This is a genomic window from Pelomonas nitida (assembly GCF_043555975.1).
Taxonomy (GTDB): domain Bacteria; phylum Pseudomonadota; class Gammaproteobacteria; order Burkholderiales; family Burkholderiaceae_C; genus Pelomonas; species Pelomonas nitida.
This window is the reverse complement of the sequence record NZ_JBIGIA010000017.1, coordinates 1-22,806: the sequence shown is the minus strand read 5'-3', so window position 1 is coordinate 22,806 and position 22,806 is coordinate 1. Positions and strand designations below refer to the sequence as shown.

The 22,806-nt window shown below is 71.4% G+C and carries 26 protein-coding genes; 20 read left to right on the top strand and 6 right to left on the bottom strand.

Annotated features, from left to right (window positions below):
• Positions 1–24: 24 nt before the first annotated feature.
• The 3 genes from ACG00X_RS19250 to ACG00X_RS19240 are packed head-to-tail and all read left to right on the top strand — an operon-like array spanning position 25 to position 1,932.
• A complete protein-coding gene (locus tag ACG00X_RS19250) occupies positions 25–534 on the top strand; it encodes a hypothetical protein (protein WP_394490494.1) in 510 nt (169 codons plus the stop codon).
• A gap of 58 nt (positions 535–592) precedes the next feature.
• The gene (locus ACG00X_RS19245) at positions 593–1,096 is read left to right on the top strand and encodes a YgjV family protein (RefSeq protein ID WP_394490492.1); all 504 of its coding nucleotides are present in this window, start codon (positions 593–595) and stop codon (positions 1,094–1,096) included.
• A 47-nt stretch (positions 1,097–1,143) separates the two neighbouring features.
• On the top strand, positions 1,144–1,932 hold the full coding sequence (locus ACG00X_RS19240; protein WP_394490490.1) for a hypothetical protein: 789 nt from the start codon (positions 1,144–1,146) through the stop codon (positions 1,930–1,932).
• A 13-nt stretch (positions 1,933–1,945) separates the two neighbouring features.
• Here ACG00X_RS19240 and ACG00X_RS19235 read toward each other — a convergent pair whose 3' ends face one another.
• Positions 1,946–2,875 (bottom strand): MBL fold metallo-hydrolase, encoded by a 930-nt coding sequence (locus ACG00X_RS19235; RefSeq protein ID WP_394490488.1) that lies wholly within the window; start codon positions 2,873–2,875, stop codon positions 1,946–1,948.
• A 145-nt stretch (positions 2,876–3,020) separates the two neighbouring features.
• Between ACG00X_RS19235 and ACG00X_RS19230 the strand changes: the two genes are divergently transcribed.
• The 8 genes from ACG00X_RS19230 (at position 3,021) to ACG00X_RS19195 (ending at position 10,590) form a co-directional block, all read left to right on the top strand.
• Positions 3,021–3,890, top strand: coding sequence for an alpha/beta hydrolase (locus ACG00X_RS19230; protein ID WP_394490486.1), 870 nt, complete (start codon positions 3,021–3,023; stop codon positions 3,888–3,890).
• Between the two features lie 77 nt (positions 3,891–3,967).
• Positions 3,968–4,900: an alpha/beta hydrolase gene (locus tag ACG00X_RS19225; RefSeq protein WP_394490484.1), complete on the top strand. Its 933-nt coding sequence runs from the start codon at positions 3,968–3,970 to the stop codon at positions 4,898–4,900.
• Between the two features lie 193 nt (positions 4,901–5,093).
• The gene (locus ACG00X_RS19220; RefSeq protein ID WP_394490482.1) at positions 5,094–6,128 is read left to right on the top strand and encodes a DUF3667 domain-containing protein; all 1,035 of its coding nucleotides are present in this window, start codon (positions 5,094–5,096) and stop codon (positions 6,126–6,128) included.
• 129 nt (positions 6,129–6,257) lie between these two features.
• Positions 6,258–7,724, top strand: a complete 1,467-nt coding sequence (locus tag ACG00X_RS19215) for an alpha/beta hydrolase (protein WP_394490480.1) — start codon at positions 6,258–6,260, stop codon at positions 7,722–7,724.
• Positions 7,721–8,563, top strand: a complete 843-nt coding sequence (locus tag ACG00X_RS19210; RefSeq protein ID WP_394490478.1) for an ABC transporter ATP-binding protein — start codon at positions 7,721–7,723, stop codon at positions 8,561–8,563. Before ACG00X_RS19215 ends, ACG00X_RS19210 begins: the two co-directional genes overlap by 4 nt.
• Positions 8,560–9,741, top strand: a complete 1,182-nt coding sequence (locus ACG00X_RS19205) for an ABC transporter permease (RefSeq protein ID WP_394490476.1) — start codon at positions 8,560–8,562, stop codon at positions 9,739–9,741. Before ACG00X_RS19210 ends, ACG00X_RS19205 begins: the two co-directional genes overlap by 4 nt.
• Before the next feature lie 12 nt (positions 9,742–9,753).
• A complete protein-coding gene (locus ACG00X_RS19200) occupies positions 9,754–10,263 on the top strand; it encodes a hypothetical protein (RefSeq protein ID WP_394490474.1) in 510 nt (169 codons plus the stop codon).
• A gap of 102 nt (positions 10,264–10,365) precedes the next feature.
• Positions 10,366–10,590, top strand: coding sequence for a DUF2061 domain-containing protein (locus ACG00X_RS19195; protein WP_394490472.1), 225 nt, complete (start codon positions 10,366–10,368; stop codon positions 10,588–10,590).
• Here ACG00X_RS19195 and ACG00X_RS19190 read toward each other — a convergent pair.
• The 4 genes from ACG00X_RS19190 to ACG00X_RS19175 all read right to left on the bottom strand — a co-directional run bounded on the left by ACG00X_RS19190 (position 10,575) and on the right by ACG00X_RS19175 (position 13,052).
• Positions 10,575–10,844, bottom strand: a complete 270-nt coding sequence (locus ACG00X_RS19190; RefSeq protein ID WP_394490470.1) for a YkgJ family cysteine cluster protein — start codon at positions 10,842–10,844, stop codon at positions 10,575–10,577. The genes ACG00X_RS19195 and ACG00X_RS19190 overlap by 16 nt on opposite strands.
• Positions 10,845–10,890: 46 nt before the next feature.
• Entirely contained in the window at positions 10,891–11,085 is a 195-nt protein-coding gene (locus tag ACG00X_RS19185; protein ID WP_394490468.1) for a YgaP family membrane protein, read from the bottom strand.
• Between the two features lie 67 nt (positions 11,086–11,152).
• Positions 11,153–11,791, bottom strand: a complete 639-nt coding sequence (locus tag ACG00X_RS19180; protein ID WP_394490466.1) for a Crp/Fnr family transcriptional regulator — start codon at positions 11,789–11,791, stop codon at positions 11,153–11,155.
• Between the two features lie 46 nt (positions 11,792–11,837).
• Positions 11,838–13,052, bottom strand: coding sequence for an MFS transporter (locus ACG00X_RS19175; RefSeq protein WP_394490464.1), 1,215 nt, complete (start codon positions 13,050–13,052; stop codon positions 11,838–11,840).
• Between the two features lie 82 nt (positions 13,053–13,134).
• On the opposite strand from ACG00X_RS19175, the gene ACG00X_RS19170 reads away from it, so the two are divergent.
• Entirely contained in the window at positions 13,135–13,731 is a 597-nt protein-coding gene (locus ACG00X_RS19170) for a TetR/AcrR family transcriptional regulator (protein ID WP_394490462.1), read from the top strand.
• Between the two features lie 9 nt (positions 13,732–13,740).
• Here the strand turns inward: ACG00X_RS19170 and ACG00X_RS19165 are convergent, their stop codons facing one another.
• Entirely contained in the window at positions 13,741–14,943 is a 1,203-nt protein-coding gene (locus tag ACG00X_RS19165) for a hypothetical protein (RefSeq protein WP_394490460.1), read from the bottom strand.
• Positions 14,944–15,249: 306 nt separating this feature from the next.
• On the opposite strand from ACG00X_RS19165, the gene mnmG reads away from it, so the two are divergent.
• From mnmG to ACG00X_RS19125, 8 genes are all read left to right on the top strand, one after another.
• Positions 15,250–17,199, top strand: coding sequence for a tRNA uridine-5-carboxymethylaminomethyl(34) synthesis enzyme MnmG (gene mnmG, locus ACG00X_RS19160; RefSeq protein WP_394490669.1), 1,950 nt, complete (start codon positions 15,250–15,252; stop codon positions 17,197–17,199).
• On the top strand, positions 17,196–17,702 hold the full coding sequence (locus ACG00X_RS19155) for a cysteine hydrolase family protein (protein ID WP_394490458.1): 507 nt from the start codon (positions 17,196–17,198) through the stop codon (positions 17,700–17,702). Before mnmG ends, ACG00X_RS19155 begins: the two co-directional genes overlap by 4 nt.
• Positions 17,699–18,331, top strand: coding sequence for a 16S rRNA (guanine(527)-N(7))-methyltransferase RsmG (gene rsmG / locus ACG00X_RS19150; RefSeq protein ID WP_394490456.1), 633 nt, complete (start codon positions 17,699–17,701; stop codon positions 18,329–18,331). The genes ACG00X_RS19155 and rsmG overlap by 4 nt, the downstream gene beginning before the upstream one ends.
• A gap of 232 nt (positions 18,332–18,563) precedes the next feature.
• Positions 18,564–19,337 carry a ParA family protein gene (locus tag ACG00X_RS19145; RefSeq protein WP_394490454.1) on the top strand — a complete coding sequence of 258 codons (774 nt, stop codon included), beginning with the start codon at positions 18,564–18,566 and terminating at the stop codon, positions 19,335–19,337.
• 67 nt (positions 19,338–19,404) lie between these two features.
• Entirely contained in the window at positions 19,405–20,160 is a 756-nt protein-coding gene (locus ACG00X_RS19140) for a GNAT family N-acetyltransferase (RefSeq protein ID WP_394490452.1), read from the top strand.
• Between the two features lie 129 nt (positions 20,161–20,289).
• Complete coding sequence (locus ACG00X_RS19135) at positions 20,290–20,526, top strand: hypothetical protein (RefSeq protein ID WP_394490450.1); 237 nt, start codon at positions 20,290–20,292, stop codon at positions 20,524–20,526.
• Positions 20,527–20,548: 22 nt separating this feature from the next.
• The gene (locus ACG00X_RS19130) at positions 20,549–21,583 is read left to right on the top strand and encodes an OmpA family protein (protein ID WP_394490448.1); all 1,035 of its coding nucleotides are present in this window, start codon (positions 20,549–20,551) and stop codon (positions 21,581–21,583) included.
• A 62-nt stretch (positions 21,584–21,645) separates the two neighbouring features.
• A complete protein-coding gene (locus ACG00X_RS19125) occupies positions 21,646–22,596 on the top strand; it encodes a polysaccharide deacetylase family protein (protein WP_394490446.1) in 951 nt (316 codons plus the stop codon).
• The last annotated feature ends 210 nt before the right edge of the window (positions 22,597–22,806 follow it).

The window sequence follows — 22,806 nt, the reverse complement described above, 5'->3', positions numbered from 1 at the left end:
GTCCGCGCCTCCAGGAAGACCTCGATGAGCCAAGATAACCCCTATGCGCCGCCACGGGCGGCGGTTGCAGACATCGGCACGGGCACGGGCACGAGCGCGGGCACTCCCTGCCCGCCACTGTGGAACCCGGGCGCTGCGGCATCGTGGAGCCTGCTGTTCAGCCCGCTCTTCGGCGCCCTGCTGCACATGAAGAACTGGCAGGCGATGGGCGAGCCCGAGAAGGCGGCGGCGTCGAAGACCTGGGCCATCGCCACGGCGGCTTTCCTCGTGCTCAGCATCGTGTTGGCCGTGGCTCTGCCCGAGTCGAAGGGGGCCGACCTGCTCGGCCGCGTGGGCGGCTTTGCGCTGCTGATCGCGTGGTACTACAACCTCGGCAAGTCGCAGCGCGCCGTCGTCATCGCGCGTTATGGCGAACACTACCCGCGCAAGGGCTGGGCCAAGCCGCTGGGGCTGGCGGTGGCCGCCATGCTGGCCTTCGTCGTTGTCGCCACGGCGGTCGGCTTCGCCGCTGCCATGATCACCGGCGCGATCTGACGGCGCGCGCACCGTTCTCCCGCCGCTCCGCCGCCGGGCGGCCGCGACAATCCGGCGCATGTCCGACTGGTTCTCCCCCGCCCAACTCTTTGGCTATGTGGCTTTCGTCCTCGGCGTGAGCTGCTTCCTGCAGACCGACGACCGGCGCTTCAAGTGGTTCATGACGGGCGAGTGCCTCGCCTACGTCGCGCACTTCGCGCTGCTCGGCAACCCGACGGCCGTGGCCAGCTCGCTGATCTCGATGACGCGCTCGCTGCTGTCGCTGCGCACGCGTGCCACCTGGGTGGCCGTGGCGGTCGTCGCGGCCAACATCGGCTTCGGCCTGGCGATCGCCACCAAGCCCAGCGACTGGCTGCCCCTGACGGCCTCGTGCCTGGGCACCATCGCGCTGTTCACGCTGGATGGCGTGCCCATGCGGCTGCTGATGCTGTGCGGCACGGGCTTGTGGGTGGCCAACAACGTCATCGTCGGTTCCATCGGCGGCACGGCGCTGGAGCTGGTGATCGCGGCGATCAACCTGACGACCATCGCGCGCATGTGGCGCGCTCGACCGGCGGCCTAGCCCCCATGGCTTGCGGCATAGGCGGCTGAGCTGCCTAGACTTTGCGCATGCCATCGCTTGGACCCGCGCTGATCGCCTGCTTTTCCCTCGCCTTCGTTCTCGGCACCGCCCGGGCCGACGACGCTGGCTCGCTGACGCTGCCATTGCAGGTCGAGGGCGGATTGCCGCTGGTCGACGCGCGCATCGATGGCCGCGCCGCTCGGCTGCTGCTCGACACCGGCGGTGCAGCGGCGCTGGCGTTGCGGGCGGACTGGGGCCCTGCTGGCGCCGCCAGCGCGCCGGCCACGCAGGACGCCCAGGGCCAGCAGCGGATCAACGTGGCGCTGCCGGTCGGCGAGGTGGTGTTGGCCGGCCAGTCGCTCACGCCGGTGCCGGCGGCGCAGACCTGGCACAAGGCCCGGCGGCCCGCCGGCGTGGACGGTTATCTGGGCTGGGGCTGGCTGCGCGAGCGGCGCTGGATGCTGGACTACGCGGCGGGCCGGCTGCAGCTGTTCGACCCGCAGGCCGCGCTGCCCGCCGCCTGCGGCACGGCGCCCCAGCCGTTCCGGTTGCTGGGCAGCCTGCCCGTGGTGCAGCTGCGCGCCGCCGACGGGCAAGTGCTGACGCTGGGCCTGGACACGGGCGCCACGCGCAACGTCATCCGGCCGGCAGCCGCGGCGGCGGTGGCCGGCCCCTTGGCACTGGACGGCCAAGTGCTGGCCGTAGGCGGCTTCGTCACGGTGCCGCTGCAGGTGCCGGGCCTGGACGGCTTCCTGGGCCAGGACTTTTTCAGCCGCCACCGGGTGTGCATGGCCCCGGCCAGCCAGCAGCTGTGGGTGCAGCCGCTGGCGCCGTGACGGCTGCTGCCGCTCAACGATTTGCGGAGTAGTTCACCGGCAGCCAGTCGTAGCCCTTGCCGTCCACGCGCAGCTTGCCGATGCCGGGGAAGCTGACGTGGGCGACGGCGACGTAATAGCCGTCCTTCGCCGCGGCCGCGTAGGCCTTCTCGCGCGCAGGACGGGCAGCCTTGGGGTCGCTGTCGAACTGGATGGTCACGGCCGGCTCGGGGAACTGCACGGCCGCCACGTGCATCAGGTCGCCCCAGAAGACGATCTTCTGGCCCTTGCTCTCGGCCACGTAGTTGCTGTGGCCGGGCGTGTGGCCATAGGCGGGCACGGCCTTCACGCCGGGCACGATCGGCACGCCGGCGGCGTCGCCCTCGAACGGCTTGAAGCGGCCGGCGTCGGCGAAGCCCTTGACCAGCGCGGCGATGGCCTGGCCGCCGTCGCCGCCCTTGGCCACCTGTTCGGGCGCGAGCCAGAAGTCGCTGTCACGCTTGTCGAGGCGCAGCGTCGCGTTCGGGAAGGTCGCGCTGGAGGCGCCGGCGATGTGGTCGCCGTGCATGTGGGTGATGACGATCTCGTCGACCTGCTCCGGCGCATAGCCGGCGGCCTTCAGGTTGGCCAGCACGCGGCCGGCGGTGGGGCCGAACAGGCCGGCGGTGCCGGTGTCCACCAGCACGATCTTGTCACCGGTGTTGACGAGGTAGGCATTGACCGAGGTCTCCAGCGGCACGCCGAGGTAGGCGTGCTGCAGCGCACGGATCGTCTTGGCGGCGGGTTGCTGCAGCAGCTTGTCGACGGGCAGGTCGAGGCTGCCGTCGGACAGCGCGGTGATTTCGAAATCGCCCAGCTGCAGGCGGTACCAGCCCGGCGCCTGCCCCTTGAGCTGCGGGCCGGCAGCGTGGGCGGCGGACGCGATGGCGAGAGCAAAGGCAGCGGGCAACAGGCGTTTGAGCATCTGGGTTCTCCGGGGGGCTGGTGAGGCGACGCAGCATAGCGACGGCCGGGCTGCTGCGCCGCTGCGGGGTTGTTGAAGGTGCCGGGCTTCGCCTTCGCGCTGTCATGCCGCTGCGCTAGGCTCGTAGCCCGATCTCGCCCGCCCGATGCTCTTGCCTGCTTCCGTTCCCGCCTGGGCCTGGCCGCTGCTCGCCACGGGCGTGCTGGCGGTGGCGGCCGTGGTGCTGCAGGGGCGGCTGCTGTTCGGCCGCACCTGGCGCATCCGCCGCACGGACCCGGGCCCCGCCGGGGCGCGCCGGCACAGCCATGCGCAGTGGCTGCAACGCCCCGGCGGCGTGCGGCTGCAGGGCTGGCTGACCGTGCCAGTGGGCGGTGCCGCACCACGCCGCCTGCTGCTGTGGCTGGGCGGGCGCAACGAGCATGTTGCCTGGACGCCCGATCTCGCCGGCTGGCTGCCCGACGACTGCGCGCTGCTGGCCTTCAACTACCGGGGCCTGGGGCGCAGCACGGGCTGGCCATCGGAGGCGGCCTGCGTGGCGGACGCCGAAGCCTGCGCGGCCTGGGGGCTGGCGCAGCTGGGCCTGCCGCCCACGGCGCTGCACCTGGCCGGCCGCAGCCTGGGCACCGGTGTCGCGATGCAGCTGGCCGCGCGGCTCGCCACGGCGGGCCGGCCGGCGGCGGGCCTCGTGCTGATCACGCCGCTCAAGAGCCTGCGTGCCGTGCTGCGCCGCCACCCGGTGTTCGCGTGGCTGACGCCCTGGTTGCGCTCACCGCTGGACTCCATGGCCGCCGCCCGCGCGCTGCGCGGCGAGGTGCTCGTGCTGCTGGCCGAGCACGACCGCCAGGTGCCGCACGCCCATTCGCTGGCGCTGGCCGACGCGCTGCGCCGGGCGGGCGCCCGCGTCACCGTGCACCGGCTGCCCGGCACCAATCACCGCAGCCTGGCCCGCACGCCGACAGCCATGGCGTGCCTGGGCGGCTGGCTGGCCGCGCGGGCACTTGCGTCACGGGCTTGAGCGTTGCGCGCCGGCGTGTGGCAAGCGCCTGCCGCGCGGGCACACTGCGGCGTCATGACCCCTGCCCCGCTGCCCGCATGAAGCGCCGCCTGTTGCTGCTGTCGACTCTGTTGCCCGCACTGGCTTCAGCAGAGCCGCCCGCCGTGTTGCCGCTCTGGCCCGAGGGCGTGCCCGCCGCCCGGCGCGCCGATGCGCCGGCCGCGCGCGGCGACCTGGGCCCGGAGCGCGATGACGGTGGACGCATCGCCAACGTGTCGGTGCCCACGCTGACCGTCGTGCGGCCGGCCGTCGATCGCCCCAACGGCACGGCCGTCGTGCTGTGCCCGGGCGGCGGCTACAGCCTGCTGTCGATGAACCGCGAGGGCCAGCAATACGCCGCGTGGCTCAGCACGCTGGGCATCACCACCTTCATCCTGAAGAGCCGGCTGCAGGAATGGGGGCACCCGGCGCCGCTGCAGGACGTGTTGCGGGCGCTGCGCCTCGTGCGCTCGCGCGCGGCGGAGTTCGGCGTGGACCCGCAGCGCATCGGCGTCATGGGCAGCTCGGCCGGCGGCCATCTCGCCGCCAGTGCCAGCACCCTGTTCGACCATGCCGACGGCCGCACCGGCGCGGCGCTGGACAGCGTCAGCGCCCGGCCGGATTTCGCCGTGCTCGTCTACCCCGTCATCACGATGACCGACCCCGCCGCCCATGCCGGCTCGCGCCGCGCGCTGCTGGGAGCGGCGCCCGCCCCGGCGCTGCTGACGCTGATGTCCGTGGAGCAGCAGGTCACGCCCGCCACGCCGCCCACATTGCTGCTGCACACGCAGTTCGACAAGACGGTGCCGGTGGACAACAGCCTGCTGTACTTCCAGGCACTGACACGCGCCGGCGTGCCGGCCGAGCTCTACGTGTTCGAGCAGGGCGGCCATGGCATCGGCATGCGCGACGGCCTGGGCAACGCCTCCGCCTGGCCGCGCCGCGCGGAGGACTGGCTGCGCCAGCGCGGCCTGCTGGCGCCAGCGGCCTGATCCCGCAGCTCAACGCCACGACGGCAGCAGCGCGGATGGGGCCCGCGGCCACCAGCGCGCTTCCGGCGCGCCCCTTGACCGTGTGAACGCCAATGGCAAGCCGCGGCACCTGCGGCAAACTCCGCGCCAACGATGACGCCGCCCTGGTCGCTAACGCCGGTGGCCAGATGACCCACGCAGGGAAGGAACGAACATGGACGACGCGGGCTTGAGCGGCCTGACCGGCAGCGCCACCGCCGTGGCAGCCTCAGCCGAGCTGGCCGGCATGGCTGCAGGCGGCGGCGCGCACGCTGGGCATGGCCATGGCCAAACAGGGCGCTGCCTGAACTGCGACACCGTGCTGCAACCGCAGGCACGCTTTTGCAGCCAATGCGGCCAGGACACGGCCAACCACCCGCCGTCGCTGTTCGAGTTCGTGCACGAGTTCGTCAGCCATTACATCGCCGTCGAGGGCACGCTGTGGAAGAGCCTGTGGGGCCTGATGGCACGCCCCGGCTTCCTGACGAAGGAATACCTTGCCGGCCACAAACAGCGTTATGTGCTGCCGCTGCGGCTGCTGCTGACACTGGGCCTGCTGTTCTTCCTGGCGGTGAAGCTGATGCCGGGCAGCACGCATGCGCTGGGGCTGGAGAAGGACCTGGACATGGACGTCGACGTGGAGACCACCGCGCCGGCACCGGCCGCGTCGGCTGCTTCAGCTGCGGCCAAGGGCATCGCCAAGGTGCGCCAGCGCGTGGCCGAGCACAAAGGGCAGTTCCAGATCCTCAGTCCCGACCTGGCCGCCCAGTTGCCGCAGGCGATGCAGGATCGCGTCAAGCGGGCCGAGAGCCACTGGCGGGCCGACCCCAAGGGCTCGCTGCGTGCGATGGGCGCCACGATGTTGGGCCTGGCGCCCTATGTGGTGCTGTGCTCGCTGCCCTTCTTCGCGGGCCTGCTCAAGCTGCTGTTCTGGCGCCAGCCTTATGGCGCGCACTTCGTGTTCGCGATGCACCTGCACGCGGCGTGGTACGGGATGTTGCTGCTGGCGGTGCTGTTGCCCTGGGGCGGCGTCACGTTCACGGCCTGGGTCTGGTCCAACGTCTACCCGGTGCTGGCGCTCAAGCGCGTGCATGCCGCCTCATGGTGGACGACGGTGCTGCGGGCCGCGCTGCTGGCGGCGCTGCACTGGATCCTCATCAGCGTGGCCGTCATGGTGCTGGCGATGGTGGGCGTGCTGGCCGGCAGCTGATGGCGGCGCCGCCGCTCACCCACGGCGGCAGCCGTCCATGTCACCGGGCATGCCATCCATCCGTTAGCAACCCGGGGCCGCGCGGCGGGCGCTGATACTGCGGCCACCTCAGCTACCACGAGTGCCCGCATGTTGCGAACCCTGGGTCGCGTCGCCGCCCTGGCTGCGGCCGTCAGCCTGGCCGCGCCGGCCGCCGCCGCGCCATCGGCCCTGAAGCCCTGCCGCGTCGACGGCATCCCCAACGAGCTGCTGTGCGGCAGCCTGCCGCGCCCGCTGGACCCGGCGCGGCCGGACGGCGTGAAGATCGACGTCCACTACCTCGTCGTGCCGGCACTGGCGCGCAACAAGCAACCCGATGCGGTGCTGATACTGGCCGGCGGCCCGGGCCAGAGCGCCATCGGCGTTGCCCCACGCGTGCTGCAGCGGCTGTCCCGGCTGAACAACCGGCGCGAGCTCGTGTTCATCGACCAGCGCGGCACCGGCAAGTCCGCCCCGCTGGAATGTCTTGACGACAGCCGGCCCGCCAACACCGAGCAGCTCGACACGGCCGCGCAGATGCGCCGCCTGGACGCCTGCCGCGCCACGTTGGAGAAGCTGCCTTACGGCCGCGACGGCGGCCTGCGCTTCTTCACCACGACGATCGCGATGCAGGACATGGACGCCGTGCGCGAGCAGCTGGGCGTGCCGCAGTGGAACCTCGTCGGCGGCAGCTACGGCACGCGCGCCGCGCTGGAGTACCTGCGCCAGTTCCCGACCCGCGTGCGGCGCACCGTCATCGATGGCGTCGCGCCGCCGGACATGGTGCTGCCCGCGAGCTTCTCGCCGGACACGCAGGCCGCGCTGGACAAGCTCATCACCGCCAACACCGCCACCTACCCGCAGTTGCGCGACGACTGGCAGAAGCTGCTCGCGTCGCTGCCCCGCGCCGTCACGGTGGCCCAGCCGCTCACGGGCGAGCCGGTGCACATCAATGTCGACCGCGAGCTGCTGCTGCGCGCCGTGCGCGGGCCGCTGTACCAGCCGGCGCTGGCCGCCGCGCTGCCGGCGGCCCTGCACGCCGCCGCCGCCGAAGGCCGGTTCGACGGCCTGTTCGGGCTGACGAACGCCTTCTCCAGCAACAAGGGCATGAAGCTGGCCACGGGCATGCACTTTTCGGTGGTCTGCGCGGAGGACTACCCGCGCCTGGCCGACGCCACCGATGCCCCCGGCGCCGACTTCGGCCGCCTCGATGCCGAGCTCTACACCCGCGTCTGCAAGACCTGGCCCCGGGGCGACGTGCCGGCCGCCTTCTACACGCTGCCGCCCGCGCCCAGCCCGGTGCTGGTGCTCAGCGGCGGCGCCGACCCCGTGACGCCGCCGCGCCACGGCGAGCGTGTCGCGCGTGCGCTGGCCCAGGGCCATGCCGAGCGGGTGCAGCACGTCGTCGTCGCCGAATCGGGCCATGGCGTGATGGCCGTGGCCTGCCTGCGCGACGTGATGTTCCGCTTCGTCGACGCCAAGACCGACGCCGCCGCGTTGCCGCAGGACGCCAGCTGCGCGACCCGCATCCCCCGCCCCACCGCCTTCCAGCCCGTCCAGCGAGGGGCCACGCCATGATCGAGATCCAAGACGTCCACAAGCACTTCGTCGCCCGCACAGGGGCCGGCCTGTTCAAGCGCGGCACGCGCCGCGTCGTGCACGCCGTGCAAGGGGTGAGCCTGGCGGCGGCCGATGGCCGCATCACCGGCCTGCTGGGCGCCAACGGCGCCGGCAAGACGACCACGCTGCGCATGCTGGCCGGCCTGTTCGCGCCGGACCGCGGCCACATCGCCGTCGACGGCATCGCGGTCACCCCGGGCCACCCCGAGCCGGCACAGCCCGCGGCGGAGAACGCCGGTGCGCCGGCTCGGGCCGGCGGCACGCTGGCCGCCCTCGCTCGCATGGGCATCCTGGGCGATGCCCACGGCCTGTACCCGCGGCTGTCGGCCCGCGAGAACATCGTCTACTTCGGCCGGCTGCAGGGCATGGACGCGGACCGCGCCAATGCGCGCGCCGAGGAGCTGGCAAAGCTGCTGGAGATGCAGGCCATCCTGGATCGCCGCGCCGAAGGCTTCAGCCAAGGCGAGCGCATGAAGACGGCGCTGGCACGCGCGCTGGTGCACGACCCCGCCAACATCGTGCTGGACGAGCCCACCAACGGGCTGGACGTGCTGGCCACGCGCGCGCTGCGCGAGGCGCTGCGCTGGCTGCGCAGCCCGGCGGGCGGGGCCAAGTGCATCGTCTTCTCCACGCACATCATGCAGGAGGTGGAGCAGTTATGTGACGAGGTCGTCGTCGTCTCCCAGGGCCGCAGCGTGGCCCGCGGCAGCGTGCCCGCGCTGCTGGAACAAGCCGGCGAATCCCGCTTCGAGGACGCCTTCGTGAAGCTCGCATTCCCCGACGAGGTGGCAGCATGAAACCGATGTGGATCGTCTTTGCCAAGGAACTGGCCGACGCGCTGCGCGACCGCCGCACGCTGCTGCGCATCCTCGTCCCGGCGCTGCTGATGGGCCCGCTGCTGCTGCTGGCGCTGTCGGGGCTGATCGCGTCGTTCGAGACGCAGGCCGAGAAGCGCGAGGTGGTGGTCTACGGCAAGCAGCACGGGCCGACGCTGGTCAACTTCATCGAGCGGCAGAGCTACACGGTGAAGCTCTCGGTCAGCGGCAACGCGGGCCGGCAGGTCTACGAGGCGCAACTGCGCGACGGCAAGGTGACGGCCCCGCTGCTGGTCATTCCCGAGGACTTCGAGGCCAAGCTGCGGCGCGGCGAGTCGCCCGTCGTGGAGATCGTGTCGGACAGCGCCAACCAGCGCGCCAGCGCCAGTGTGGGCGCGCTACGCGGGCTGCTGCGCGGCTTCAACCAGGAGCGCGCGGCGCTGAACCTGGCGATGCGCGGCGTGTCCGTCGAGCTGCTGGAGCCCATCGACATCGAGGAGCGCGACCTCGCCAGCGGCCAGGCCCGCGCCGCGCGACTGACCAGCATCATCCCGATGTTCATCATCATGGCGGTGCTCTACGGCGCGCTCAGCGCGGCGCTGGACAGCACGGCCGGCGAACGCGAACGCGGCTCGCTGGAGCCACTGCTGATGAACCCGGCGCCGCACAGCGCCATCGTCGTCGGCAAGTGGGGCGCGGTCGCGCTGCTGGGCATGGCCGTGGCGCTGTTGTCGAGCCTGAGCTTCGTGCCGGCGCAGTGGCTGCTGAAGAGCGACAGCCTGCAGGCGATGTTCCAGTTCGGCCTGGGTGAGGTGCTGGCCTTCTGGCTGCTGCAGATCCCGCTGGCCGCCGGCCTGTCGGCGCTGCTGATGGCGCTGGCCATCCGCTCCAAGACCTTCAAGGAGGCGCAGGCCGGCAGCACGCTGGTGGTCACGGCCATCAGCCTGGCCCCGACGATGAGCCTGCTGAACCCCGGCGCCGACGCGCCCTGGTACCTGTGGGTGCCCGGGCTGGCGCAGAACACGCTGATGCTGTCGGTGCTCAAGGGCGAGGCCTTGCGCTGGACCCAGGTGCTGCCGGGTGTCGTCGTGGGGTTCGCGCTGACGGCGTTGGCGCTTCTTTACGTGGCGCGTTCGATGCGCGCCGCCGTCGCGCGTTAACCTGCGCGCCGCATGAAACGCATCGTCTCCACGGCCGCCGTCGCGGCGCTCCTGATGTCGGGCTGCACGAGCTTCACCGGGCTGCAGCCCGCCACGCCGCCCGACTACACCGGCACCACCGTCAACGTCGCCGACCAGGTGCGCGCACTGGGCCCGCAGCAACTGCACATCTTCGAGATGGTGCAGGTCGACGGCCGGCGGCTGGCCAGCAGCAGCATGGCCACCACGCGTGCCGGCCAGGGCGGCGGCATGACGGTCGCCCCGGTCGCGCTGACCAACGAGATGCCGCTGCAGACGACCCGCGTGCGGCTGCAGGCCACGACGCAGTTCCCGTCGCCGCTGGTCGCCCTCTCCCACCCCGCCTGCCGCACGATCGGCGAAGTGACGTTCACGCCCGAGGAAGGCAAGCGCTACGTCGTCAACGGCCGCATCGAGCAGCAGGTCTGCGACGTGTGGATCGAGGAGGCCGGCAGTGGCCGGCGGGCCTCGGAGACGGTCACCGGCCCCGGCACGGATCACTGAGCCCCGCACGCCGGCAATCGCCGGCATAGCCGCAAGCGATTGGCCATCGCCGATGCGAATCATTAGCATTTAGCTATCTGATTCTCATCGGCAATAGACATCATGGCCAAGACCCTCAGCTTCGGCGTCCTGCACCTCGGCACCTCGTTCACGGTGACCTACGCGCTGACCGGCAGCATCGCCGTGGCCGGGGCGGTCACCTTCATCGAGCCGGTCGCCAACACGGTGTTGCACTACTTCTTCGACAAGTACTGGGACCACCCGCGCGCCCAGGCCTGGCGGGCACGGCTGGGCCGGCCGGCGCGTGCGGTTCAGCCGGCCGGCTGAGAAGGCGCGGTTTCACGCTCCATCCAGCCCAGCCAGCGCATCGCCTGCTCGCGGTTGTCGCCACACATCTCCTCGTGCGGCGGCAGCGAGCCGCATACCGCCGGCCGCTCGGGCCGGCCGAAGATGCGGCAGCGCAGGTCTTCATCGAGCTGCGCGCAGGGCACGCCCGCCGGCTTGCCATTCGGGTGGCCGGGGATGGGCGAGCTGATCGACGGCGCGATGCAGCAGGCGGCGCAGCGGGGGCGGCAGTCCATGCCCGCATTGTCGGGCGCCGCCAACCCGCCGGGCATCGGCCAGGCATCAGCCGCGCGTGGGGCAGGTGCTCAGGCCCAGCATCGAGTACAGCGGGCAGGTGCTCAGCAGCCCCGTGGCCAGCGGCACCAGGCCGACATAGCCCCAGGCGCCGATGACGCCGCTGGCGGCCAGGCCCAGCAGCACGAGGCCGGCACACAGGCGGGCGACACGGTCCAGCCCGCCGACGTTGGTCTTGAACATGAAGGTTCTCCTTGCGTTGAGACGCCCTCATCCTCGGCCGGCGCCGCGGCCGCGTCGGTGACCGCAGTCACACAGCGTTTGAGCCAGCGCAAACCCGCTGCAAAGACGCCGCGTCGGCGATGTCGATGCGTTCGCGGCCCAGCACCACCCAGCCGTCGCGCTCGAAGCGCCGCAACAGCCGGCTGACGATCTCGCGCACGGTGCCCAGCTCATCGGCCAGCTGCTGATGCGTGACGCGCAGGCTGGGAGCGCGGGCGCACAGCAGCGCTGCCAGCCGCTGGTCCAGCCGCTGGAAGGCCACGGCCTCCACCAGCGCCATCAAGTCGGCCAGGCGCTCAGCCATCAAGCCCATGACATAACGGCGCAGCACCGCGTCACGCTCGCAGACGGCCTCGAAGTCCGCCGGGCTGATGAGCCGCAGCACCGTCTCGCTGCGTGCCTCGCCACTGGCCGTGGCCACCCGGTGGGCGAACAGGCAGGTGGCCGAGACGACGCAGACCTCGCCCGGCTCCACGCGGTAGAGCTCCATGCGCCGGCCATCCGGCGCGTGAAGCGACACGCTGACGCTGCCCTCGTCGACGATGGGAAAGCCCGGGCAGGGATGGCCGGCATCGAACAGCCGCGTGCCCGCCGGCACGCGCATGGGCTGCGCCCGGGCTGCGAGTTCGGCCAGCGGCGCCAGCGTGGGGTCGGGCGGTATCGGCATGGGGCCATTGCAGCACGGGCCGGCCCTGCCCGCTCAGCCGGCTCCCTCAGCGCGCGGCGTGGCCCAGTCGCCAGGCCGCCCACGCGCACAGCGCCATCAGCACGCCGCCATAGCCCAGCGCTGCGGCCTCCAGCCCGAAGCGACCGGCCGCCAACCCGGCCGCCAGCGCCGGCAGGCTGAAGGCCAGATAGCTGAGCACGAAGAAGCTCGCCATCAAGGCCCCACGCTGCGCTGCCGCAGCCAACGGCACGAGGCTGCGCACCGAGGCGTTGAAGCCGGCGCCAAAGCCCACGCCCGCGATGGCGCTGCCAGCGAACAGCGGCACCACCGCATGGGCTTGCACACCCCACAGCGTCACCGCCACCCCAGCCATCAGCAGCACGGCCGACTCACGCAGCACGCGCCCTGCCGGGCGCTGCCGCATCACCATGATGCCCGCCGCCCCGCTGAGCACCAGCGTCGCGATGAGTGCGCCGCCTACCAACGGTGCCTCCAGCCCGCTGACCTGGCGCGCCAGCGTGGGCCCCAGCGACAGATAGAAGCCCCCCAGTGCCCACTGCGCGGTGTTCATCGGCAGCAGTTGCCGCAGCGTGGCGCGGGCCGGCGCAGGCACCGCGAGGCGGGGCTGCAAGGAGCGCCAGGCGCCCGGGCGTGGTGGGGTCGTCTCGGGCAGAAACCAGGCGGCCAGCGACTGCAGCACGAACAGGCCGCCGAGCACCTCGAACACGTGATGCGCCGGGTGGGCTGCGAACTGCACCAGCGCGCTGGCCCCCAGCGCACCGACGGCCATGCCGATCATGGGCGCCACGCTGTTGACGAGCGCACCGCGCTCGCGTTGCAGGTCCAGCAGCGCAGCACTCAGCGTGGCCGTGGCGATGCCGGTGGCCAGCCCCTGCAGCAGGCGCGCCGCGACGAGCCACACAACGCCCTCGGCCCGCCAGAACAGCGCCAGCGACGCCAGCTCCAGGCCCAGCGAGGCCAGCAGCACGGGCCGGCGGCCGAGGTGGTCCGACAGCGAGCCGAACACCAGCAGCCCGCCCAGCAGCGCCAGCGCGTAGACGGCGAAGACCGCCGTGAGCACCAACGCAGAGAAGCCCCAGGCCTCGCGGTACAGCGCATACAGTGGCGACGGTGCCGCCGATGCAGCGAGATAGCTCGTGATCAACGCGGCCAGCAGCGCGAAGGCCGGCCCCGCCGGCAGGCGCCAGCCGGGTGTAGGCAAGGTGGTGGATACGGCGGGGGCGGTGGTTGGGAGTGTCATGGCGGCACAAACGCAAAAAGTTTGCTTTAGTGAATCGGCGGATCTTCTCACTAATGCAAAAGCTTTGCTTTAATATCTTGCGATGACCCGTGAATCCCTGTCTGGCCGATCCTCGCCACGCCCCGGTGGGCGCAGTGCCCGTGTGCAGGCCGCCGTGCATGCGGCCGTGCAGGCGCTTTCGCAAGAGCTGGGCCGCTCGGCGCTAACGATGCCGCTGATCGCCGCACGTGCGGGCGTCACGCCGTCCACGCTGTACCGGCGCTGGGGCGACCTGGCCGACCTGCTGGCCGACGTGGCCGTCGCGCGCATGCGCCCGGACATGGAGCCGCCCGACACTGGCAGCCTGGCCGGCGACCTGGCGGCCTGGAGCGAGCAGTATCTGGACGAAATGTCGTCGGACGTCGGGCGGGCGCTGGTGCACGACGTGCTGGCCGGCCGCGCGCCGGTCGACGGCCAGCCGGTGCCGTGCCGCTGCTACGAGTTCACCGCCGCGCAGCTGGACACCGTGCTGGCCCGCGCCCGGGCGCGCGGTGAAACCGATCTGCCCACCACCGATGCACTGGTGGACGGCATCGTGGCGCCCATCATGCACCGGCTGCTCTTTGCACCCCAGGCACCCGACACGGCCTGGCTGCACCACCGGCTCGCGCAATGCCTGGGCCGGCCGGTGGCCGCGTGATGCGACCGCTCAGCCGTGCAGCGCCGCCGGCAGCTTGATCGCCTCGTCGACGAAGGCGGTGATGTCGAAGTAGAGCGTCAGCTCCCGGCGGTCTGCCGTGGTGATGGAGAGCCTGTCGTACAGCCGCCCCTCCTGCGCCACCAGCGCCTGGCCGGTACGGAGGGCACCCGGGTGACGCAGCGCCAGCCAGGCGTACTCGGTGCGCACCCCCTCGATCTTGCCCACGGCCGGCATGACGATGGCGTGGGCCATGTCCTCGCCGGGTTGGCCGGCCCAGGTCGCCCCGGCTGACGTGACGGCGGGCAAGCCGCCCTGCGCCACCTGGCAGACCGGGTCGTCACGCTCGGCGGCCTCGCCCTTGCAGACATGCTTGATCGCGGCCGACAGGTAGGACGCACGAAAGCCGTTGACGTCACCCGCCTGGCGGGCCAGCTCCAGGGCCTGCTTGAACAGCGCCCGGGCCCGCGTGGCGTGGTGCTCGGCAACCAGCGCCAGGCCCTGGTCGTTGAGCTCGATGGCCTGCATCTGCAACAGCGTGGCCTCGTCCACGCCCTGGGCGCGGGACTGGGCGATGAAGGCGTCCAGCTGGTCCGGGCTGCCACCCCAGCGCGGCAGCAGGAAGCGTGCGTACTGCAGCCGCGCCGATCGGTTGTCCGGCAGCGCCTCATTGGCCAGCAGCAGCGTGGCGTGCAGGACGGGGCGGTTCGACACGTTCGCCGCGATGGCCATCAGGTTCAACAGGCTCAGATAGGGCCTGGCCGTGAGCGCGACGGAACGGCGCAGCTCCGGCTCCGCCAGCGCGAAGTTCTGCAGCATGCCCTCGCGCCGCTCGGGTGCCGTGTCGTCCCAGAACTTGCGGCCCCGCGCGTCGCTGCCCTGCGCGCGGTAGCTCAGGCCCAGCGCCAGGTGCGCCACATAGGACTGCGGCGACTGCGCCACCCAGTCACGCAGCGCCTGCTGGGCCGGCGCATCGGTCAGCTCGGCAAAGGGCGCGAAGGCCTGCCGCAGTTCGACCTCGGTGACCCGGCCGGCCTCGAAGCCCTGCTGCACGGCGGACAGCGATTGCTCCAGCGCGGCATAGTCATGCCGGTGCAGCGACGCGGCCACGCCCGCCTCACCGGCATCAGCGCGGCACGCACCCGGTGCCCCGGCAAGACCAGCGGCCAGCAGGACGGCCAGTACGGCGGCGACAGGCAGCGAGGCAATCTTCATGGCGGCAGCCCTGGGGTTGGCGTGTTAGGAGCGGCAGCGTAGGCGCGGAGGGCTGGCCGGGTCAAGCCGGCGCCAACCAGCCGACCGGCATTCGTGGCTGCCGTGGCCCTGATCAGCGTGCACGACAGGGTGACTTGTCCACAGCGGCTTCGTAAAATTCGGGGTTTGCCCGATGGCATGGGTGCCCCTCGTCCAGGGCGCGCCTTGGCCGCCCCCCGAGGGGACGGCGATGCTTGCCGGCCCGGCCGGCAAGCCCATCGCCTGAGCGGCCCGGCGCTCGGCCCGAAATGCGGAATGGATCAAGAGATGCTCTACCCCAAGGAATTCGATGTCATCGTCGTCGGCGGTGGCCACGCCGGCACCGAGGCGGCACTGGCGGCCGCGCGCATGGGCGCACAGACGCTGCTGCTGACCCACAACATCGAAACGCTGGGCCAGATGAGCTGCAACCCCAGCATCGGCGGCATCGGCAAGGGCCACCTCGTGAAAGAGGTCGACGCGCTGGGTGGCGCGATGGCGCTGGCCACCGACGAGGGCGGCATCCAGTTCCGCATCTTGAACGGCAGCAAAGGCCCGGCCGTGCGCGCCACCCGCGTCCAGGCCGACCGCATCCTCTACAAGGCGGCCATCCGCCGCCGGCTGGAGAACCAGCCCAACCTGATGCTGTTCCAGCAGGCCGTGGACGACCTGATGGTGGAAGGCGACCGGGTGGTGGGCGCCGTCACGCAGGCGGGCATCGCGTTCCGCGCCCGCGCGGTCGTGCTGACGGCCGGCACCTTCCTGGACGGGCGCGTGCACGTGGGCCTGCAGAACTACGCCGCCGGCCGCGCCGGTGACCCGCCGGCCGTGAGCCTGTCGGCCCGGCTCAAGGAGCTGAAGCTACCGCAGGGGCGCCTGAAGACCGGCACGCCGCCGCGCATCGACGGCCGCACGATCGACTTCTCCAAGTGCGAGGCCCAGCCCGGGGACCTGACACCGGTGCCGGTGTTCAGCTTCATGGGCAACACGGCCATGCACCCGCAGCAAGTGCCCTGCTGGATCACGCACACCAATGCCCGCACGCACGAGATCATCCGCAGCGGCTTCGACCGCAGCCCGATGTTCACCGGCGTCATCGAGGGCGTGGGCCCGCGCTACTGCCCGAGCATCGAAGACAAGGTGAACCGCTTCGCCGACAAGGACTCGCACCAGATCTTCCTGGAGCCCGAGGGCCTGACGACGCACGAGTTCTACCCGAACGGCATCTCCACCTCCCTGCCCTTCGACATCCAGCTCGCCGCCGTGCGCAGCATTCCCGGCCTGGAGAACGCCGACATCCTGCGCCCCGGCTACGCCATCGAGTACGACTACTTCGACCCGCGCGGGCTCAAGGCCTCGTTCGAGACCAAGGTCATCCAGGGCCTGTTCTTCGCCGGCCAGATCAACGGCACCACCGGCTACGAGGAAGCGGCGGCGCAGGGCCTGTTCGCCGGCCTGAACGCCGCACTGCAGGTTCGTGGCGATGGCCCGTGGACGCCCGCGCGCGACCAGGCCTACCTCGGCGTGCTGGTGGACGACCTCATCACGAAGGGCGTGACCGAGCCGTACCGCATGTTCACCAGCCGCGCGGAGTTCCGTCTGCAGCTGCGCGAAGACAACGCCGACGCCCGCCTGACCGAAACCGGCCGCCAGCTGGGCCTGGTGGACGACGAGCGTTGGGCCGCCTTCAACCGCAAGCGCGACGCTGTTTCACGTGAAACAGAGAAGCTGAAGAGCACTTGGGTGCACCCCGGCATCCTGCCGGGGCCAGACGCCGAGCGGCTGGTGGGCAAGGCCCTGGAGCGCGAGTACAACCTGGCCGACCTGCTGCGCCGCCCGGGCGTCGGCTTTGACACCGTGGCCGAGGTAGCCGCCATTGCCAAGCCCGACGCTGGTGTTTCACGTGAAACACTGCGCGCCGAGCTGGGCGACGAACTGGCCAGCCTCGTCACCGAACAAGTGGAAATCAGCGTCAAGTACGCCGGCTACATCAACAAGCAGGTCGACGACGTCGCCCGCGCCGCCCACTTCGAACACCTGAAGCTGCCCGAAGAGCTGGACTACAGCCTCGTCCACGCCCTCTCCTTCGAGGCGCGCCAGAAGCTGAACGCTCACCGCCCCGAAACGCTGGGCCAGGCATCACGGATCTCGGGCATCACGCCTGCGGCCATCTCGCTGCTGCTGGTGCACCTGAAGAAGGGCAAGTTCAAGGGCTTCACGGAAGCGGAGGCCGCATGAAAACCGCCTTGGTCATCATCGACACCCAGGTCGGCGCCTTCACGGGCGACTGGCCCATGCCCGACGGCGACGAACTGATCACGGTCTGCCAGCGCCTCGTCGCCCACGCCCGAGCCCGAGGCTGGCCCGTGCTGTGGGTACAGCACCATGAACCTGGCGGCCCGATGGATGGTGCCGGGTTTGCCATCGACCCACGTCTGGCGCCTGCCGCCGACGAGCCGCGCATCCTGAAGGTGGAACCCGATGCCTTCAGCAACGCCGCCCTCGCCCCACTGCTGGCGGGCCAGGAGCGCATCCTGCTCGCCGGGCTCCAGAGCGACTGCTGCGTTCAGGCCACCGCACTGGGTGGGGATCGACGGGCGGTGCCGGTGACTGTGGTGGCAGACGCCCACCACACCTGGCCCCAGAACGAACTGGCGGCCACTGCCGTGCGAGACCGCGTGAACCAAGAACTTCAAGAGGCTGGTATTCCCCTGACAACGATGACCGAGGTGTTGGCTTGATCCTCGCAGAACGATTGGCCCAGGACATCGCGTCCCTGGGTCTCAACCTCAGCTCCCATCAACAAGAACAGCTGCTGGCCTACCTGGCCCTGCTGCAGAAGTGGAACAAGGTCTACAACCTGACCGCCTTGCGCGACCCAGCGCAGATGCTGAGTCACCATCTCGTAGACAGCCTCTCGGCCCTGCCGCCTCTGTTGCGCCACGGTGCGCCGGCCAGACTCATGGACGTGGGCGCCGGCGGCGGCCTGCCCGGCGTGGTCATCGCCATCTGCTGCCCGGACACCGACGTGAGCTGCGTGGACGCGGTCGCGAAGAAAGCTACCTTCATCCAGCAGGTGGCTGCCGAGCTGAAGCTGCCCAACCTGCACGGCGTGCACAGCCGCGTCGAGCAGCTGGACACGAAATCTTTCGGCGTCATCACGTCCCGCGCCTTCGCGTCGCTGCTGGACTTCACGACACTGACCCGCCAGCACCTCGCCGAGGGCGCGGTCTGGATGGCCATGAAGGGCCAGCACCCGGCCGACGAAATCGCCGCACTGCCCGCCGCCGTGGAGGTGTTTCACGTGGAACAACTGGCCGTACCCGGCCTGGACGCACAGCGCTGCATCGTCTGGATGCGACCTCGCTGAAGTCAATTCGCGGGTCGCGCCGCAAGTAGGTGGGCGCCCCTCCACCGCGCCCGCCTGGCACGCCAATGCACCCCGCCCGTCGTTGCAAAAGCTCGCCATCGTCAAGCCATGGCTCCGATTTGCGTCTAGCTCGGTGGCTTTTTGACGCGCCTTTCGGACACGACCGAAGAACTCCCACCCTCTGCCCCGCCCTCTCCCCGGTACGATGCCGGCAGTCCGAGAACTGGAACCCATGGCCAAGATTTTCTGCATCGCCAACCAGAAGGGTGGCGTCGGCAAGACCACCACCACCGTCAACCTGGCCGCCGGCCTGGCCTCCATCGGCCAGCGTGTGCTCGTCATCGACCTGGACCCCCAGGGCAACGCGACCATGGGTTCCGGCATCGACAAGCGCACGCTGGCCCTGACGGTCTACGACGTGCTGCTGGAGTCCGCCTCCATCGCCGAGGCGCGGGCCCGGGCAGACAAGGCCGGCTATGACGTGCTGGGCGCCAACCGCGAACTGGCCGGCGCCGAGGTGGACCTGGTGGCGCTGGAGCGCCGCGAGGCCCGGCTCAAAACCGCGCTCGCCGAGGCCGGCGCCGACTACGACTTCGTCCTCATCGACTGCCCGCCCTCGCTGTCCATGCTGACGCTGAACGGGCTGTGCAGCGCCCACGGCGTCATCGTGCCGATGCAGTGCGAGTACTTCGCGCTGGAAGGCCTGACCGACCTGGTCAACACCATCAAGCAGATCCACGCCAACCTGAACGGCGACCTCGAGATCATCGGCCTGCTGCGCGTCATGTACGACCCGCGCATCACGCTGCAGCAGCAGGTCAGCGACCAGCTCAAGGCCCACTTCGGCGAGAAAGTCTTCGACACCGTCATCCCGCGCAATGTGCGCCTGGCCGAAGCCCCCAGCTACGGCCTGCCCGGCGTCGTGTTCGACCCGACCTCCAAGGGCGCGCAGGCCTTCATCGACTTCGCCAAGGAAATGGTGAAGCGGATCGAGACGATGCGGTAAGCGTGCCGCTCGCACGCCAGCCGGCTCCGGTCCCCCACGATTCGCGCACGGGATGCGCCTTGAGCCCATGAACGATTCCCTCGCCCTCCGCGCCGAACTCGCCGGCCTGGACGCCTCGGCGCCACCCCAGCAGGCCGACATCGACGGCTGGTTGATCCGGCTGTCGCCCGGCAAGGCCAAGCGATCGCGCTGCATCAACGCGCTGCGCCAGGGCACGCTGCCGCTGGACGATCTGCTGGCGCGCTGCCAGCAAGCCTATGACGCCGCCGGCCTGCCGCTGGCGGTGCGCGTGACGCCCTGGAGCCAGCCGGCCGACCTGGACGCGCGGCTGGCCGCCAAAGGCTGGGGCGCGTTCGACGCGGCCGACGTCATGGTGCTGGATGACCTCGTGCCAGATGCCGCCCCCGCCGCCCCCGTCGCCCTCCAGGCCCTGAGCGCACCCGCCTACGCCGCCAAGGTCGGCGCGCTGCGCGGCTCGTCGGCGACGGCCATCGCCGCACACGCCGAGCGCATCGCCAGCGCCCCGGTCACCTACCAGGGCTTCGCGCTGAACGACGCCAACGGCGCCCTGCTCGCCTGCGGCCAGATGGTGGTCGACGGCGACCTCGCGGGCCTGTACGACATCGCCGCCGCCGTGCCGCGCCAGGGCCATGGCGAACGGCTGTGCCGTGCGCTGCTGGCGCTCGCGCATGCCCAGGGCGCCCGCCAGGCCTACCTGCAGGTCGGCTGCGACAACGCCGTCGCCCAGCGCCTCTACGCGCGCCTGGGCTTCGTGTTCGCCTACCGCTACCACTACCGCAGCCCGGAGACTGCGCTCGCGTAGTCGTTTGTCAGGCCGCTTACGGTTGGGGACCACGCCGCAGGCCGGTCTCCCACGTTTGCAGGTCGGCGGCACGGGAAACTGGTGCGTTGCCGGGGTCAACATCCGACCCCGCCTGCCACGCCGCCACCCATGACAGCTCTGCGCGCCACACTCGCCGTCCTCGCCACGCGCTCGCTCGCCACCGCCGCCGGGGCCGGCATCCCCAAGGCAGACGTCCCCGGCAGCGCCGATCACCCCGTCCTCAAGCGCTTCAGCGGCAGCCTGCTCGCGGGCTACGCACAGCAGGACTGGGAGCAGCGCACCTTCCCCGGCACCAGCGAAGACGGCCGCGCCAGGAACCGCCGCGTCGAGATGGTTCTCCAATAACGCCGAAAGCGCACTGACCACCATGCCGTACATCCACCGCCTCGCCTCCGCCCTGCTCGCCGCGCTCACCGGGCTCAGCGGCATCGCCGCCCTGGCGGCCGACGTGCCGGTCGCCGACCTGCCCGGCGCGCAAGACCACCCGCTGATCAGCCGCTTCGCCGGCTCGTGGCTGGCCGGCCAGTTCAAGGCGGACTGGGAGGCCTCGCCGCTGCCGGCCGCCGCCGAGCTGGACCCGAAGAACGGCGACCGCTTCAAGACGCTGCTGCCGCTGGAGGGCGCCGTCACCCGCACGATCTACATCGCCCCCGTGGGCAAGTCGGTCACCGAGGTCTGGCGCAACTACCAGCAGGCGCTGGCGCAGGCGGGCTTCAAGACGCTCTACGCCTGCGAACAGGGCTGCGCCAACCTCTACTTCGCGCTCGCACGCCAGCTCAAGATCGAGCAAGGCATGCAGTGGGCCAAGGGCTATGTCACCTCGCCCGAGGGCAACCGCTACAGCCTCAACGGCGCGCTGGGCGCCGGTGAGGCGCGCCAGCTGGTGGCGTCGCTGAACCGTGGTGGCCGCGAGGTGCATGTGCTGCTGCACGTCTCGCTGGCCAACAACCCGAGCACCCGCCAGGTGGCCACGCTGCTGGACATCGTCGAGCCCCGCGCCATGGCCACGGGCCAGGTGGCCGTGGACCCGGCCGCGCTGCAGGCCGGCCTCGCGGCGGAAGGCCGCGTCACGCTGACGGGCCTGTTCTTCGACACCGGCAAGACCGAGCTCAAGCCCGAGTCCAAGCCCCAGCTCGACGCCATGGCCGAGCTGCTGAAAGCCCAGCCCGCGCTGAAGGCCTGGATCGTCGGCCACACCGACAACGTCGGCGCCTTCGACGCCAACGAGAAGCTCAGCCTGGCGCGCGCCCAGGCCATCGTCGCGGCGCTGACGGCGGCGCCGTACAAGGTCGACGCCAAACGGCTGGCGCCCAGGGGCCTGGCCTCGCTGGCGCCGGTGGCCGGCAATGGCGACGACGCCGGCCGGGCGAAAAACCGGCGCGTGGAGCTGGTGGCGCAATAGCGCCGTTCGCGGCGCGCCGTGAACTCGGGCGGGCGGGCCCGCGCTGGCCCTACAGTGATCGCATGCCCCGTGTCTCGCGCGCCCTCTCGCTGCTCCCCCTGGCGTTCGCCAGCGCCGTGTTCGCTGCCGACGCCAAGCGCATCGCCGTCACCATCGACGACGTCCCCGCGGCCAGCGCCACCGCCATCTCAACCGGCGAGACGGCACGGCTCAACGAACAGCTGCTCGCGGCGTTGAAGCGCCATGGCGTCAAGGCGGTGGGCTTTGTCAACGAGGACCGGCTGCTCGTCCCTGGCCATGTCGACGACGGCATTGCCGTGCTCACGGCCTGGCTGAAGGCCGGCATGGAACTGGGCAACCACAACTTCGGCCATGTGGGGCTGTGGCAATCGTCCCGCGAAGACGTCGAGGCCGCGGTGCTGAAGGGCGAGGTGCTCACGCGCTGGCTCACCCGCGAGCACCAGGCCCCGCTGCGCTACTACCGCCATCCCTACACGCAGACAGGCCGGACCGAAGCGGATCGAGCGGCTTTCGAGACCTTCCTTGCCGCACACGGCTACACCGTCGCGCCGATGACGATCGAGCATGACGACTACTTCTTCGCCTGCGTCTACGACCATCTCGGAGCGCCACACGAGGCGGCCCGCCGCCAGACCGTAGCCGACGAATACGACGCGCATCTGCGCACCTCGGTGCGGGTGTTCGAAACCATGTCGCAGGAGCTCCTGGGTCGCCAGGTCCCGCAGATCCTGCTGATCCACGCCAACCGCCTCAATGCGGACACCCTCGACCGCACGCTGACGACGCTCGCCGAACTCGGCTACACCTTCGTGCCGCTGGACGAAGCCCTGCGTGACGAGGCCTACCGCCTGCCGGCCCGCGCCAGCGGCCGGTTCGGACCGTCCTGGCTCGCGCGCTGGGCGCGGGCCCAAGGGGTCAAGCTCAGCGTGTATGGCCAGCCCGACCCCGAAGGCCGCACGGCGCCATGGCATGCCCAGCTTTGCTCGCGCTAGGAGGCTGTCGGGGGGGGGGGGGGGGGGGGGGCCCGCCCCCCCCCCCCCCCCCCCCCCCCCGCCCCCCCCCCCCCCCCCCCCCCAACCCCCCCCCCCCCCCCCCCCCCCCCCCCCCCCCCCCCCCGGCCGCCCCCCCCCCCCCCCCCCCCCCCCCCCCCCCACCCCCCACACCCCCCCCCCCCCCCCGGGGGGGGGGAGGCCGGGGGGGAG

What these genes read in the sequence shown, in the direction of transcription:
- ACG00X_RS19250 (WP_394490494.1), top strand. Translation starts at nt 25, where the DNA reads ATGAGCCAAGATAACCCCTATGCGCCGCCACGGGCGGCGGTTGCAGAC.
- ACG00X_RS19245 (WP_394490492.1), top strand. Translation starts at nt 593, where the DNA reads ATGTCCGACTGGTTCTCCCCCGCCCAACTCTTTGGCTATGTGGCTTTC.
- ACG00X_RS19240 (WP_394490490.1), top strand. Translation starts at nt 1,144, where the DNA reads ATGCCATCGCTTGGACCCGCGCTGATCGCCTGCTTTTCCCTCGCCTTC.
- ACG00X_RS19235 (WP_394490488.1), bottom strand. Translation starts at nt 2,875, where the DNA reads ATGCTCAAACGCCTGTTGCCCGCTGCCTTTGCTCTCGCCATCGCGTCC.
- ACG00X_RS19230 (WP_394490486.1), top strand. Translation starts at nt 3,021, where the DNA reads ATGCTCTTGCCTGCTTCCGTTCCCGCCTGGGCCTGGCCGCTGCTCGCC.
- ACG00X_RS19225 (WP_394490484.1), top strand. Translation starts at nt 3,968, where the DNA reads ATGAAGCGCCGCCTGTTGCTGCTGTCGACTCTGTTGCCCGCACTGGCT.
- ACG00X_RS19220 (WP_394490482.1), top strand. Translation starts at nt 5,094, where the DNA reads ATGGACGACGCGGGCTTGAGCGGCCTGACCGGCAGCGCCACCGCCGTG.
- ACG00X_RS19215 (WP_394490480.1), top strand. Translation starts at nt 6,258, where the DNA reads ATGTTGCGAACCCTGGGTCGCGTCGCCGCCCTGGCTGCGGCCGTCAGC.
- ACG00X_RS19210 (WP_394490478.1), top strand. Translation starts at nt 7,721, where the DNA reads ATGATCGAGATCCAAGACGTCCACAAGCACTTCGTCGCCCGCACAGGG.
- ACG00X_RS19205 (WP_394490476.1), top strand. Translation starts at nt 8,560, where the DNA reads ATGAAACCGATGTGGATCGTCTTTGCCAAGGAACTGGCCGACGCGCTG.
- ACG00X_RS19200 (WP_394490474.1), top strand. Translation starts at nt 9,754, where the DNA reads ATGAAACGCATCGTCTCCACGGCCGCCGTCGCGGCGCTCCTGATGTCG.
- ACG00X_RS19195 (WP_394490472.1), top strand. Translation starts at nt 10,366, where the DNA reads ATGGCCAAGACCCTCAGCTTCGGCGTCCTGCACCTCGGCACCTCGTTC.
- ACG00X_RS19190 (WP_394490470.1), bottom strand. Translation starts at nt 10,844, where the DNA reads ATGGACTGCCGCCCCCGCTGCGCCGCCTGCTGCATCGCGCCGTCGATC.
- ACG00X_RS19185 (WP_394490468.1), bottom strand. Translation starts at nt 11,085, where the DNA reads ATGTTCAAGACCAACGTCGGCGGGCTGGACCGTGTCGCCCGCCTGTGT.
- ACG00X_RS19180 (WP_394490466.1), bottom strand. Translation starts at nt 11,791, where the DNA reads ATGCCGATACCGCCCGACCCCACGCTGGCGCCGCTGGCCGAACTCGCA.
- ACG00X_RS19175 (WP_394490464.1), bottom strand. Translation starts at nt 13,052, where the DNA reads ATGACACTCCCAACCACCGCCCCCGCCGTATCCACCACCTTGCCTACA.
- ACG00X_RS19170 (WP_394490462.1), top strand. Translation starts at nt 13,135, where the DNA reads ATGACCCGTGAATCCCTGTCTGGCCGATCCTCGCCACGCCCCGGTGGG.
- ACG00X_RS19165 (WP_394490460.1), bottom strand. Translation starts at nt 14,943, where the DNA reads ATGAAGATTGCCTCGCTGCCTGTCGCCGCCGTACTGGCCGTCCTGCTG.
- mnmG (WP_394490669.1), top strand. Translation starts at nt 15,250, where the DNA reads ATGCTCTACCCCAAGGAATTCGATGTCATCGTCGTCGGCGGTGGCCAC.
- ACG00X_RS19155 (WP_394490458.1), top strand. Translation starts at nt 17,196, where the DNA reads ATGAAAACCGCCTTGGTCATCATCGACACCCAGGTCGGCGCCTTCACG.
- ACG00X_RS19145 (WP_394490454.1), top strand. Translation starts at nt 18,564, where the DNA reads ATGGCCAAGATTTTCTGCATCGCCAACCAGAAGGGTGGCGTCGGCAAG.
- ACG00X_RS19140 (WP_394490452.1), top strand. Translation starts at nt 19,405, where the DNA reads ATGAACGATTCCCTCGCCCTCCGCGCCGAACTCGCCGGCCTGGACGCC.
- ACG00X_RS19135 (WP_394490450.1), top strand. Translation starts at nt 20,290, where the DNA reads ATGACAGCTCTGCGCGCCACACTCGCCGTCCTCGCCACGCGCTCGCTC.
- ACG00X_RS19130 (WP_394490448.1), top strand. Translation starts at nt 20,549, where the DNA reads ATGCCGTACATCCACCGCCTCGCCTCCGCCCTGCTCGCCGCGCTCACC.
- ACG00X_RS19125 (WP_394490446.1), top strand. Translation starts at nt 21,646, where the DNA reads ATGCCCCGTGTCTCGCGCGCCCTCTCGCTGCTCCCCCTGGCGTTCGCC.